The organism is Corallococcus exercitus (genome assembly GCF_003611585.1).
Lineage (GTDB): Bacteria > Myxococcota > Myxococcia > Myxococcales > Myxococcaceae > Corallococcus > Corallococcus exercitus.
In genome coordinates this window covers 1-11,885 of the sequence record NZ_RAVW01000313.1, presented here as the reverse complement: position 1 = coordinate 11,885, position 11,885 = coordinate 1, and the positions used below count along the sequence as shown (strand labels likewise).

Below are 11,885 nucleotides of genomic sequence, written 5' to 3'. Positions count from 1 at the left end.
CCCTGGCCGCCCCCGCGCCCCCGGGCGCCGACGCGACGGCCCAGCCCAGCGCGGTCCCCGCCAACCTGGCGACGGAGGCCCAGAAGGAGCAGGGCTGGAAGGCGCCGGAGACGACCGTCGCGCAGACGAGCAAGAAGGGCTGCGCGGAGGCCACCCTCACCTACCTGGAGCAGGCCGGCGCCGACGAGGAGGTTCCGCTGACGCAGCAGGAGGCCCGGGAGAAGGTGCGCAACAAGGCGGACACCCTGGCCACGTCGGAGACGGCGGGCGTGAAGGACCGCGTGCAGGTGAACCTGGATGACGGCGCGACCCCGGACGAGATGGGCGCCGTGCTGGGCTCCATGGGCATCAAGGTCACCAACGGCTTCGACGAGTGCGACACGGACGCGCTGAGCGGCGCGCTGAAGCACGGGCAGATGGCGCTGGCGCTGGTGGACTCCAACGCGCTGCTCAACACGACCCTGGCGGAAGGCGAGAAGGGCCCGGACAGCGGCGAGCTGCACTGGCTCACCATCGACGGCGTGAATCCGGGCAAGACGAAGAGCACGGACGACGACCTCTACCGCGTGCGCGACCCCGTCAACGGCGCCTACTGGGTGAAGGCCAGCGACCTGAAGAAGAGCATCGCCCAGGCCCAGGAGAAGCACGACAGCGGCGGCGTGATGACCGTGAAGAAGGACCGCACCGCGAACACGAAGGAAGAGCGCGAGGCCCTGGCGCGCACGAACCTGGAGCACACCCAGCCGCTGGGCAAGGGCAACGGCGGCGCCAGCCGGCGCCTCAGCGTGAGCGAGTCCAGCTAGGGCTCGCGCGCGGCTCCCGCATCACCCCAACGCCTTCCCCAGCCATCGCGCCGGGGAAGGCGTTTTCACATCCGGGGAGGCTAGAGCGTCTCGCCCACCACCAGCGTCACGGGGCCGATGCTCTGGACGATGTACTGGTTGCGCGTGCCCACCTGGATGACGCTCTTCAGCCGCGCCTCCCGCCACTTCGTGAAGCCCAGCTCGTACAGCCACCGGTAGTCCTTCGGAGGGCCTTCCGAGGCCTGGGGCGAGGCGCGCTCGCCCAGGATGAAGGCCGCGTAGCGCGTGTACGCCTTGTGGAGGGTGCCGCCGCCCGCGCCCGCGTAGTCCCAGAAGCCCGGCCGCGCGTAGTTCACCTCCGCGCCGCGCGCGACCAGTGACATGGCCCACAGGTGGAAGAGCGAATAGCCGATGGGCGGATCGCGGAGGATCTTCTCCTCGTAGACGCGGCCCTCGTTGGCGGTGCCCGTGCCGGACTCGATGGCGCGGTTGATGACGTCCTTGATGAAGGACGGGTTCGCGTACGCGCCATTGCGACGGTCCGTCCACGCGGTGCCGTCCATCACGTAGCCCGCGAGCGCGGTGTCCTGCAGCGCCACGGACGCGGCCATCAGGCCCGCCAGGCCCCAGCTGAGGTGGTTGTCGGAGCGGTAGCGGGTGAAGGCGCTGGAGGTGGGGTGCGCGTCCGCCCAGCGCGTCCAGGCCTGGAAGCTGGAGTTGACCGCCTCCGCCGTCTTGCGCAGCCACTCGCGCACGGCCGCGTCGTCCGCGGCGGGGAGCGCGTAGCCGTTGCGCTTGAGCAGCACGTACGCGTCGCTGGCGTTGATGAGGCCGTACGCCTGGAACACGCCGTCCAGCGCGAAGTTCCACGGGCGGTCGGAGCAGTAGTCCGTCGTCTGGCCATCCAGCTTCGCCGCCGCGTAGTCCACGTGCAGGTCGTGCAGGTTCACGGGCGTGTGCTGCGACGCCCATGTCGTCAGGAACAGCGCCGCGCGCGCCGCGTACTTCGTGTCTCCGCCGACGGCGTACTGGAGCGCCAGCGTGCGCATCCGGTCCGCGTCGTCCGTGAACTTCCCCGTCGCGTCCGCCAGCGAGTTGTCGATGCCGTCCGTGTCCGGTGAGCACCAGTGGTACGTGATGGTGGAGACATCCGTCATCCGGAACGGCCTGGGCGTGGCCGTCAGCGCCGCGTCCGCGCGCCCCTTCAGGATGCGAGCGTTCTCCGCGTACGGCTCCGTCGTGGCGGTGGCCCGCGTCCTCGCGCGGGTCAACTCCGCCGCCGTGATGAAGATGCCGCCGCCCGCGGTGGGCAGCGCCGTGGCCTCCGCCTCCGCCTGGGACAGCGCCTCATCCGTCGCGCCTTCCGGCCCGCAGGCCGTGCCGACCACCACCACGCCCAGCACCAGGGCCCGCAGCCACCGTGTATCCATCGTCATGTCGTCGGTTCCTTTCCAGAGGGGGTGCGTGGGGAATCAGGTGCCGTCGATAAGGCGGATGGCCAGGTCCGGGCTGAACTGTCCGGCGGGCGTGCCCGGGGCGATGCCGCACTGGCCATCCGAGTCCCCCGGCGTCTTCACCCACAGGAGCAGCTCCGCGCCGCCGCCCGTCTGCGAGGGGACGCCCAGCTTGCGGCCCGCGGGGTTGCACCACTCGCCATTGGAGCCGTTGCCGTTGCGGCTGGTGTCCACGACGTACTGCCGCGTGTAGCCGTAGCGGCTGCTCAGCGCGGCGTTCACCGCGTTGCCGTACGTGGTGGACTCCGCCGTGGGGTAGAAGTTGGAGACGTTGATTGAGAAGCCGCGCACGTTGCCCACGCCCGCGGACTCCAGGCGCTGCGCCATGGTGTCGGCGGCAATCCAGTGCGCGTTGCCGCCGTCCAGGTACGTCCAGGTGTTGGTCGCGCGGTCGCGCAGCTGCTCGGAGGCGTAGCGCAGCAGGCTCAGCCGCGTGGCGCGCTCCGTGTCGTTGGGGAGGCAGTCGAGCTGCGCGACGCCGTCCGGCTCCACGATGACCACCGCGGGCCGGTTGCCGATGGCCGCGGCGAAGGCGGAGATCCAGGCGCGGTACGCGTCCGGGCTGCCAGCCCCGCCGCCGGAGTGGCTGCCGCAGTCACGGCCGGGGATGTTGTAGGCCACCAACACGGGCAGCTTGTCCGCCGCGTCCGCCGCGGCCACGAAGCCGGAGACCGCCTGGGTGATGTCGCCGCTCCAGTTGCCGAACCAGCGGGCCATGGGCTTCGAGGCGATGGACGCGTTGATGCGCGCCGCTCGGCCGTCCCCGCTGTTGTTGCGCACCCACACCGCCGGGTTGGAGTTGGGGTCCACGTAGAAGCCGCTCGTCATCGCCACCGGGCCGGAGCCCGTGCCGCTCTCCGTGGTGAGCGAGATGTCATCCAGCCGCACGGTGACGGCGTTGGCGCGGCCGCCCAGCTGGAACGTCACCTGCCCCTGGCCCGAGGAGAACGACGACGTGAAGGGAAAGGAGAACCGGCGCGACGTGCCGTCCAGCGTGAAGGTCTGCGTGAGCGTGGACGCGTACGGCGCCACCTCCTGCTGCACGGTGGCGCGCGCGGTGATGGAGGCCGTGGCGGTGGCGGTGAACGCCAGCGTGTACGTCTTCCCAGCGGTGAGCGTCAGGCCGCTCTGTCCGACGATGGCGTCCCACGGGTTGGCCGTGTTCGCGGCCACGTCCACCCGCCATTTGCCGCTCTCCACGGACGACTGCGTGCTGGCGTTGTTCCACCACGGCGCCGTGGTGCCGGAGCTGAAGCTGCCGTTGGTGAGCAACTCCGTGAGCGCGGCCTCCTGCGCGGTGAGCGCGGGAGGCTCGGGGGTGACGGGCTCGGAGGGACCGCAGGCCGCGAGCACGAGCAGCGGCACGAACGGAAGCGACAGCCGACGCAGGAACCGGAGGGGACGCATGAAGGGGGAACTCCTCATCAGGGGGAGCATCCTTCATGCGGCGCATCAGTCCGGAATACAAGACTAAGCAGCTATTTCAGCTATTGTCGGAATATTGCTGAGACATTCGCGGCGAGGGGCCAGCCACGACAGGACAAGCCCCTCGCGACGCATGTGTCACGGCCCCTCAGCGCCGGGGCTGGAGTTGCCGCCGTCGGCGACGTAGCGCCACTGGCCGTCGGCCTGCCGGCGCCAGACGGTGAGGTACTTCACGTGGTCCACCTCCGGCTGGCCCTTCTCGTCCTTGCCGGTGGCGATGGCGCGGCCCACCGTGTACGCGAGGTCGCCGGAGCCCGCCGCGTCCCCCAGCACCGGCTCCCAGCGCAGGTCGATTTTGTCGAGCGTGAACGGCGCGTAGGCCTTCGCGACGGCGTCATGGCCGAAGATGCCGGCGGACCCGAGCGGCAGCACCGCGTCCTGCGCGGCCCAGGCGGTGAAGGCCTTGCCCATGCCCTCGGACGTGGACTGCGCGGAGAACGCGCGGTCGGCGGCCTTCGCCTCCTCCAGCACCTGCGCGGGCGCCAGCGCGCGCGGCTCCGGGGCCGGCAGCGTGGACGACGGCGTGAAGCCCGCGGGCGGCGTCATCGCCGTCTTGGAGGCGTTGTGCACCGCCACCGCCACGCGCCACTGCCCGTCCGGCTGGCGCTTCCACGTGGTGAGGTAGCGCCCGGCCGGCCGCACCGACGTGCCGCCCGACTCCACCGACACGTTGCCCAGCGAGTACCCCAGCGTCCCGTCCGCGCTGACGTCCCAGCGCACGGGCGTCCAGCGCACCTTGCCCTCCGCCTCCAGCGGATGCGCGGCCATCCACGCGCGGATGGCCTCCTTGCCCTTCTGCGCGTACGCGCCGTCCACCAGCAGCACCGCGTCGTCCGCGACGAAGTCCGCGAACGCCTGTGCGGAACCGGACTTCTCCGCCGCGTCCGACATGGCCTGATCCGCCGCCCGCAACCCCGCGCGCAGATCCTCCACTGACTGCCGCGCCGTGCCTGCGCTCGCGCCGGCCTCCGCGCCCGGCCCGGAGGCCTTCGCCCCACCGCACCCCAGGGTCCCCAACGCCGCGACGACGAGCGCGCCCGCGAACATCCGTTTCATGTGCTGGTTTCCTTTCGTGAAACACCGGACCCGCGCGCCATGGCTGGCACCCCGGGCTCCGTGGCCCCAAGCCATACACGTAAACACGGAATTCCGCTCGGCTTGCGAGGGGGCGATCCAGGAAGCATGCGTTTCTACAATTAGAAGGGAATTTCTCCCCACCGTGAAAGGAATCCCTCGAATGGCTGGACGTAACAGAAGAACCGCCGGCGCCAGGGTGCTGCCGCTGGTGGCGCTGATGTGCGCCACGGCGTGCGAGCCGCGCGCGGCGACGCCCCCGGCGCCGGAAGGTCCCAAGGCGTCGGTGAAGCTGGCGGCGGGCAGCCTCTCCGCCACGGTGCGCAGGACGGCGCACGGCATCCCCCACGTGCTCGCGGACGACTTCGCGGGCGTGGGCTACGGCTACGGCTACGCGTTCGCGCAGGACAACTTCTGCGAACTGATGGACGCGCTGGTGACCGTGAACGCGCAGCGCGCGCGCTACTTCGGGCCGGACGGCACGTACCTGGCGGCCCTGGGCAGCCAGTACAACAACCTCAAGAGCGACTTCTTCTACCAGGCCATCATCGACGACGGCACGGTGGACACGCTGCTGGCGAAGCCGCCGCCCCTGGGCCCCTCCCAGGACGCGCGCGAGTTGGTGCGCGGCTACACGGCGGGCATCAACCGCTACCTGGCGGAGGTCGGCGCGGACGGGCTGACGGACCCGCGCTGCCGGGGCGCCGCCTGGGTGCGCCCCATCACCGAGCGCGACCTGTACCTGCGCTATTACCAGCTGAGCCTCTTCGCCAGCTCCCTGTTCTTCCTGGACGCGCTGGTGGACGCGAAGCCGCCGTCGCTCCTGCCGGACGGCACGCTGCCGCAGCCGCTGCCCGTGCCCGCGTCGCTGGACCGCAAGGTCTTCCCGAGCTCCGAAGCGCTGGGCCTGGGCAGCAACGCCTTCGGCCTGGGCGCGCAGGCCACGCGCAACGGCAAGGGCATGTTGCTGGCCAACCCGCACTTCCCCTGGGAGGGCTCGGAGCGCTTCTACGAGGCGCACCTCACCGTGCCGGGCAAGCTCAACGTCAGCGGCGTGAGCCTGCTGGGCGTTCCCGCCATCCTGATTGGCCACAACGAGACGCTGGCCTGGAGCCACACCGTCTCCACCGCGTACCGCTTCACCCCGTTCGAGCTGAAGCTCATCCCGGGCGCGCCCACGAAGTACCTGTACGACGGGCAGATCCGCGAGATGACCACCCGCACCGTCACGGTGCAGGCGAAGGAGGCGGACGGGTCGCTCACGCCGCGCCAGCACACCTTCTACCGCTCGCACCTGGGCCCCATGCTGGAGTACCCCTCCGGCCTGATGACGTGGAACGGCCTCACCGGCTACGCGTTCCACGACGCCAACGCCACCAACCTGCGCCTCCTGGACGCCTTCTTCGCCATGGACCGCGCGGCGAACGTGGACCAGCTGCGCACGGCGCAGGACACCTGGCAGGGCATCCCGTGGGTGAACACCATCGCCGCGGACGCGCAGGGCCGCGCGTACTACGCGGACATGAGCGTGGTGCCGCACGTCAGCGACGCGAAGCTCTTGCGCTGCGTGCTGTCCCCCATCCCGCTGCTGGTGCTCCAGTCCGCGGGGCTGCCGGTGCTGGACGGCTCGCGCTCCGACTGCGCCCTGGGCACCGACGCGGACGCGGTGGAGCCGGGCATCTTCGGCCCCGGCAGCCTGCCGCGCCTCCAGCGCGCCGACTACGTCACCAACTCCAACGACAGCTACTGGCTGCCCAACCCCGCCCAGCCGCTCACCGGCTTCCCGCGCATCCTGGGCGGTGAGAAGAACCAGCGCAGCCTGCGCACGCGCATGGGCCTGAAGATGGTGCAGGGCCGCCTGGCGGGCACGGACGGCCTGGAGGGCCAGGGCTTCACGCTGGAGCAACTCCAGACGGTGATGTTCAACAACCGCAACCACTCCGGCGAGCTGCTGCGCGACGCCGCGGTGGCGCTGTGCCGCCGCACGCCCTCCGTGCTGATGCCGGACCTCACCTTCGAGGACCTGCGCCCCGCCTGCCCCGTGCTGGCCGCGTGGGACCTGAAGGGCGACCTGGACAGCCGGGGCGAGCTGCTCTGGCGCGTGTTCATCTTCAACGCGGTGGCCGTCACGGGCGGGCCCTACCTGGTGCCCTTCAACGCGAACGACCCCGTCAACACGCCGCGCACGCTCAACATGCTGAACCCGCAGGTGGCCCAGGCGCTGGGCACCGCCATCCGCACGCTGCGCGAGCGCAACATCCCGCTGGATGCGACGACGGGCTCCGTGCAGGGCAAGCGCAAGAACGGCATCTTCTACCCGGTGCACGGCTGCAGCCACGAAGAGGGCTGCTTCAACCAGATCGCCAACCAGCTCCTGCCGGACCACACCTATGAGCCCATCCTGGGCTCCAGCTTCGTCATGGCCGTGTCCTTCACGGACGCGGGCCCCGTGGCGAAGTCCGTGCTCACCTACTCGCAGTCCTCCAACCCGGCCTCGCCCTGGTACGCGGACCAGACGGCGATGTTCTCCCAGAAGCAGTGGGTGGACCGGCGCTACACGGAGGCGGAGATCGCCGCCGACCCGGCGCTGACCGTCACGCACCTCCAGGAGTAGTCAAAGCCAGACAGCGGGACCTTCGCGGCCCGGTGCCTTCAGGGAAGGTGCCGGGCCGCTGTGTTTTCTTCCGGAGCGCGTCAGTCGCGGGGCGGCAGGTCTTCCGCCGTCCCGTCGATGACGCGCTTCGCGATGGCGAAGGAGAAGCCCGCGCGAGCGAGCGCCGCCAGGTCCTTCTGACGATGGTCAGCGCGCGTGCTGAGGTCGCGCCGGAAGGGGCCCAGCCGCTTCTTGCGCGCCCAGATGCGGGCAGCGGCGTCCTCGGAGACGTCCTGGGTGGCCTCCGCCAGCTTCTCCTGCACCAGCTCCGGCGCCACGCCCTTCATGCGCAGCTTCTGGGTGATGACGCGCGCGCTGCGCCCGGACGCGCGCAGCGAGTGCACGCGCGTCTCCGCGTAGGTCCGGTCGTTGATGAGGCCGTTGCGGATGAGCTTCTCCGCCAGCGCGTCCACCCAGCCCACGGCCTCCGCGCGGTCGCCGCCGTGGAACTTCACGGAGCGGTCCACCCTGCGCATCAGCACGCGCTTGAGCTGGCTCACCGTGGCCGCGTAGCGCTTGAGGTAGTGCAGCGCCGCGTTCTCCAGGTAGCGCTGCGACACCTTCCGCGGTGGCTTCGGCTTGCGAGGCTCCCGTCGGCGTTCGGTGTCCCTGTCGGTGGTGTCATCCATGGCGGGACAGCTCTACCACCCGGGTCCGACCCATGGGGCCACGTCCGGTGTCCCTCCAGGGTGCCCACCCGGGGCCCGTCCGCCCGGTTGCTCTCAAGAGGCGTGTCACGGCGCCACCTGCTCCCGCGCGTAATGCGTGGGCGGCAGTCCGACGTGGCGGGTGAAGGCCACGCTGAAGGTGCTCGCGGAGCTGTAGCCGACCTGCTCCGCGACCTCCGCGACGGTGATCTCCTTCTTGCGCCGCAGCAGGTCCTTCGCCTTGGCCATGCGCCAGCCGAGCAGGTACTCCATCGGGGTGACGCCCACCGCGCGGCTGAAGCGCTCGAAGAACGCCGAACGCGACAGCGCGGCCTCCTTCGCCAGCTGCGCCACGGTCCACGCCCGGGTCGGGTGCTCGTGCATCCGGCGGATCGCCACGGCCAGGCGCTCGTCGGCGAGCCCGCGCAGCAGGCCCGGCGACGCCTCGGTGCGCGCCGTGGAGCGGAGCGCTTCGAGGAGGAGCACCTCCATGAGGCGGGCGAGCATGACCTCGCGCGCGGGCCGCCGTTCGCGGGACTCCTCCCGCACGAGTTCCACGAGCGTGGAGAGCCGCTGCTCGCCGCGGATGTGCACGAACTGGGGGAGGAGCGAGACGAGCAGGCTCGCGTCCGGAGAGGCGAAGGCGCAGTACCCCACCATCATCCGGACGTCGGGCGGGCCCTGGAAATCGCCGTTCCGGATCTCCCCATCGGGCAGCACCATGCGCGGGGTCTCATGCCTTCCCTTCGGCGGCTCGATGCTCGACGTCGTGAAGTCGAACGCCGCGGGGATCAAGACGAAGTCCCCCTTCTCGAGGATCACTGGCTCGCGTCCGTCGATCGCGAGGCGGCTCCGCCCCATGAGGACCGCGCAGTAGAAGGGCCTCCCCGCTTCCGCGCGCCGCACCCGCCATTTGCCCGCGGCGCTGACGAACTTCGAGAACGGGGCGCCCGGCTGGAGCAGCGTGACCACCTCCGCGAGCGGATCCACCATGGCCGGACTCCTGCGAATGAAATCTGGACTCCCTGTTGTAGCAGGTCCGGATGGCGCTCCGTATACCTGTCACCGAACCCGCACTGACAGGAACCGCCATGAAGACCATCTTGATCACCGGCTGCTCGTCCGGCTTCGGCCTCGACACCGCCCGCTACTTCCTCGAGCGCGGCTGGAAGGTCATCGCCACGATGCGCACGCCGCGCGAGGACGTGCTGCCCCGCTCCGAGCACCTGCGCGTGATCCCGCTCGACGTCACCCAGCCCCAGAGCATCCACGCGCTGGTGGAGGCCGCCGGTCCCATCGACGTGCTGGTCAACAACGCGGGCGTCGGCCTGATGGGTGTCTTCGAGGGCACCTCGATGGAGACGGTCCGCAGCACCTTCGAAACGAACACCCTCGGCGCGATGGCCGTGACCCACGCGTTCCTGCCCGGGTTCAGGCAGCGCAAGGCGGGGCACATCGTGAACGTCTCGTCGGGCACGACGTTCAAGCCGCTCCCGCTGCTCGCCGTCTACACCGCGAGCAAGGCGGCGCTCAACGCGTTCACGGAGTCGCTGGCGCTGGAGCTCCAGCCCCTCAATGTGCGGGTGAGCCTGGTGATTCCGGGACGGTCCCCGGAGACGCCCTTCGCCCAGAACGCACAGTCCCGGGGCGTCACCGTCCCCGAGGCGTACGCCGGCTTCGTGCGGAGCATCTTCGAGCAGAGGACGGCGCATGCTTCAGGGCCGGTCACCCGGTCGCTCGACGTGGCGGAGGCCATCTGGCGCGCGGTGAACGACCCGTCGGCTCCGCTCCGCCTGCCCGCCGGCGCGGACGCGGTGGAGATGGCCGGGACACGCACCTAGGATGGAGGCATGCGCTCCTCCCTCATGAAGGCCCTCGGTCTCACGCTGACGTTCCTGGGCGGAACGTCCGCGTGGGCGAAGGACGACCTGCGTCCCATCCACCAGCGGCTCACGAAGCCCGAACAGGTTCGTGAGTGGCAGCAGTTCTGCCGCAAGACGTCGGACTTCGACCTGCGCACCGGCCCCGACGCGCTCAACAACGTCCTGGTCTCCCTGGGCAAGGAGGGTTGGGAGCTGGTGCTGATGGACACGCAGGTGGGACTGGTGTGCTTCAGGCGTCCCGCCTCCTGAAATTCCCCGTGTCGATCCACGGCGCGGCCATTCGTCGTGGGGATGTAAGCCACGCCCCCCACCCCAGGAGTCCCCATGCGCTTCATGCTCATCCCCCGCCCTTCCACTCTCGAGCCCACGCACTCGGAAGCCGCCTTCGACGAGGCCGTCTTCATCGCGCAGATGAAGTTCAACGAGGAGATGCACAAGGCCGGCGTGCTCATCGCCTCCGAGGGCCTCAGCCCCTCCCCGGGCGCGCACGTCGTCTTCAAGGACGGCAAGTCCACCGTGAAGGATGGCCCCTACGCGGAGACGAAGGAGCTCATCGGCGGCTTCTACGTGCTGGAGGTGAAGTCGAAGGAGGAGGCCATCGAGTGGGCCCGCCGCTACCCGGGTGGCATGGGCAACGACGACGTGATGGAGGTCCGTCCCCTCACCGGCGCCGACGACATCCCGCCGGAGCTGGTGGCGCTCATCGAGAAGGTGGCCCCCACCTGGAGCAAGACCTTCAAGTAGTCCCCGTGCCCCCTCCCCCGTCCTGAGTTCGACACGCGCGCTGTCCTCTACTTCCCGGTGTCCCGCGAGGTCATCGTGCGGAACGGCGACTCCGGCTACGACTCCCGGGAGTGATGGCTCGACACCCGGCGAAGACGCTCACTGCGGTCTGCATCCTCTGCGTGGGCGGCTTCGCGTGGGCCGCCTCGCCCTCGGAGCTGCCTCCGGGGGTGAGGCCCTTGCTGGAGACCGCGCAGGCCATCAACAACGGCCTCACCCAGACGAGCTACGCGTACACGCAGGCGCCGGATGGCCAGCCGCTCATCCAGCGGCGGGAGGACGGCTGGACGGCGTACACGGACTGCTCGGGCTGGGTGAGCTACCTCGTGGGCAAGGTGCTGCCCACGCAGTACGCGGCGGTGATGAAGTTCAAGACGGAGCGGTTCCCGCGCGAGACGAAGTGGAACTGGCCCCGGGCCTTCGTCTGGGAGGCCTGGTTCCACGGCCTGGGCGCGGCGCCGGCCCCGAGCGCGGCTTTCACGGCGGTGACGGACCTGCGGCAGGTGCGGCCCGGGGACATCATCGCGTGGTGCCTGGGGGACTGGTGCAGCGCCAGTCACCTCCAGACACGCAAGAGCGCCAGGGGCCTCAACAAGGACACCGGCCACATCCTGCTGGTGATGGGGACCGCGAAGCAGGTGTCGCCCGCGAGCGACGGCACGCCCGCGGTCTACTCGGTGCCGGTGCTCGACGCGTCGAACCTGAAACACCACGCGGCGGAGGGCGCCTCCGTGCTGCCGCTCAAGGCCGTGCGGAGCTACGCGGGCTGCGGGCCGGGAGCGAAGGACTACGACCCGCGCGCGTACCAGCCCGGTCAGACGCCCACCTGCGGCGGCGTGGGCCCGGGCGCCATCTACTTCCAGGTGGATGCCCGAGGCGCCCCCACGGGGTTCCAGTTCGGTCCTCGCGACGCCTTCCATCCGAAGCCGCTGGAGCAGGGGCGCATCTCCATCGGCCGGCCGGTGACGCAGGCCGCAACGCGCTGAACCTCCCCGCCTGCTGACCATGGGAGGAGGCCCGCTGGCGCCTCCCCGTCCCACCCG

11 protein-coding genes are annotated in these 11,885 nt (G+C 70.5%); 6 read left to right on the top strand and 5 right to left on the bottom strand.

Features of this window, described 5'->3' with window-relative positions; all coding sequences use genetic code 11:
* On the top strand, positions 1-803 hold an 803-nt coding region (locus tag D7W79_RS30075; protein WP_120528817.1), incomplete at its 5' end, for a hypothetical protein.
* A gap of 80 nt (positions 804-883) precedes the next feature.
* On the opposite strand, the gene D7W79_RS30070 is transcribed toward D7W79_RS30075, so the two are convergent.
* From D7W79_RS30070 to D7W79_RS30060, 3 genes are all read right to left on the bottom strand, one after another.
* The gene (locus D7W79_RS30070; protein WP_120528816.1) at positions 884-2,239 is read right to left on the bottom strand and encodes an alginate lyase family protein; all 1,356 of its coding nucleotides are present in this window, start codon (positions 2,237-2,239) and stop codon (positions 884-886) included.
* 36 nt (positions 2,240-2,275) lie between these two features.
* Positions 2,276-3,724, bottom strand: coding sequence for a glycoside hydrolase family 6 protein (locus D7W79_RS30065; protein WP_120528815.1), 1,449 nt, complete (start codon positions 3,722-3,724; stop codon positions 2,276-2,278).
* A 156-nt stretch (positions 3,725-3,880) separates the two neighbouring features.
* Positions 3,881-4,858: a YybH family protein gene (locus D7W79_RS30060; protein ID WP_158617082.1), complete on the bottom strand. Its 978-nt coding sequence runs from the start codon at positions 4,856-4,858 to the stop codon at positions 3,881-3,883.
* 181 nt (positions 4,859-5,039) lie between these two features.
* Here D7W79_RS30060 and D7W79_RS30055 point away from each other — a divergent pair, with 181 nt between their 5' ends.
* Positions 5,040-7,490 (top strand): acylase, encoded by a 2,451-nt coding sequence (locus D7W79_RS30055; RefSeq protein WP_147442126.1) that lies wholly within the window; start codon positions 5,040-5,042, stop codon positions 7,488-7,490.
* Between the two features lie 80 nt (positions 7,491-7,570).
* Here the strand turns inward: D7W79_RS30055 and D7W79_RS30050 are convergent, their stop codons facing one another.
* Together D7W79_RS30050 and D7W79_RS30045 are read right to left on the bottom strand one after the other, a co-directional pair.
* The gene (locus tag D7W79_RS30050) at positions 7,571-8,158 is read right to left on the bottom strand and encodes a regulatory protein RecX (protein ID WP_120528812.1); all 588 of its coding nucleotides are present in this window, start codon (positions 8,156-8,158) and stop codon (positions 7,571-7,573) included.
* A gap of 105 nt (positions 8,159-8,263) precedes the next feature.
* Complete coding sequence (locus tag D7W79_RS30045) at positions 8,264-9,169, bottom strand: AraC family transcriptional regulator (RefSeq protein ID WP_120528811.1); 906 nt, start codon at positions 9,167-9,169, stop codon at positions 8,264-8,266.
* Between the two features lie 98 nt (positions 9,170-9,267).
* On the opposite strand from D7W79_RS30045, the gene D7W79_RS30040 reads away from it, so the two are divergent.
* From D7W79_RS30040 to D7W79_RS30025, 4 genes are all read left to right on the top strand, one after another.
* Positions 9,268-10,017 carry an SDR family oxidoreductase gene (locus D7W79_RS30040; RefSeq protein WP_120528810.1) on the top strand — a complete coding sequence of 250 codons (750 nt, stop codon included), beginning with the start codon at positions 9,268-9,270 and terminating at the stop codon, positions 10,015-10,017.
* A 9-nt stretch (positions 10,018-10,026) separates the two neighbouring features.
* The gene (locus tag D7W79_RS30035; RefSeq protein WP_120528809.1) at positions 10,027-10,308 is read left to right on the top strand and encodes a hypothetical protein; all 282 of its coding nucleotides are present in this window, start codon (positions 10,027-10,029) and stop codon (positions 10,306-10,308) included.
* A 75-nt stretch (positions 10,309-10,383) separates the two neighbouring features.
* Positions 10,384-10,803, top strand: coding sequence for a YciI family protein (locus tag D7W79_RS30030; RefSeq protein ID WP_120528808.1), 420 nt, complete (start codon positions 10,384-10,386; stop codon positions 10,801-10,803).
* Positions 10,804-10,916: 113 nt separating this feature from the next.
* Complete coding sequence (locus tag D7W79_RS30025; RefSeq protein ID WP_120528807.1) at positions 10,917-11,828, top strand: hypothetical protein; 912 nt, start codon at positions 10,917-10,919, stop codon at positions 11,826-11,828.
* Positions 11,829-11,885: the final 57 nt, after the last annotated feature.

Bases quoted from the DNA above. Each gene is read 5' to 3' on its own strand.
- D7W79_RS30065 (WP_120528815.1), bottom strand. From the start codon at position 3,724: ATGCGTCCCCTCCGGTTCCTGCGTCGGCTGTCGCTTCCGTTCGTGCCG.
- D7W79_RS30030 (WP_120528808.1), top strand. From the start codon at position 10,384: ATGCGCTTCATGCTCATCCCCCGCCCTTCCACTCTCGAGCCCACGCAC.
- D7W79_RS30050 (WP_120528812.1), bottom strand. From the start codon at position 8,158: ATGGATGACACCACCGACAGGGACACCGAACGCCGACGGGAGCCTCGC.
- D7W79_RS30055 (WP_147442126.1), top strand. From the start codon at position 5,040: ATGGCTGGACGTAACAGAAGAACCGCCGGCGCCAGGGTGCTGCCGCTG.
- D7W79_RS30045 (WP_120528811.1), bottom strand. From the start codon at position 9,169: ATGGTGGATCCGCTCGCGGAGGTGGTCACGCTGCTCCAGCCGGGCGCC.
- D7W79_RS30035 (WP_120528809.1), top strand. From the start codon at position 10,027: ATGCGCTCCTCCCTCATGAAGGCCCTCGGTCTCACGCTGACGTTCCTG.
- D7W79_RS30040 (WP_120528810.1), top strand. From the start codon at position 9,268: ATGAAGACCATCTTGATCACCGGCTGCTCGTCCGGCTTCGGCCTCGAC.
- D7W79_RS30060 (WP_158617082.1), bottom strand. From the start codon at position 4,858: ATGAAACGGATGTTCGCGGGCGCGCTCGTCGTCGCGGCGTTGGGGACC.
- D7W79_RS30025 (WP_120528807.1), top strand. From the start codon at position 10,917: ATGGCTCGACACCCGGCGAAGACGCTCACTGCGGTCTGCATCCTCTGC.
- D7W79_RS30070 (WP_120528816.1), bottom strand. From the start codon at position 2,239: ATGACGATGGATACACGGTGGCTGCGGGCCCTGGTGCTGGGCGTGGTG.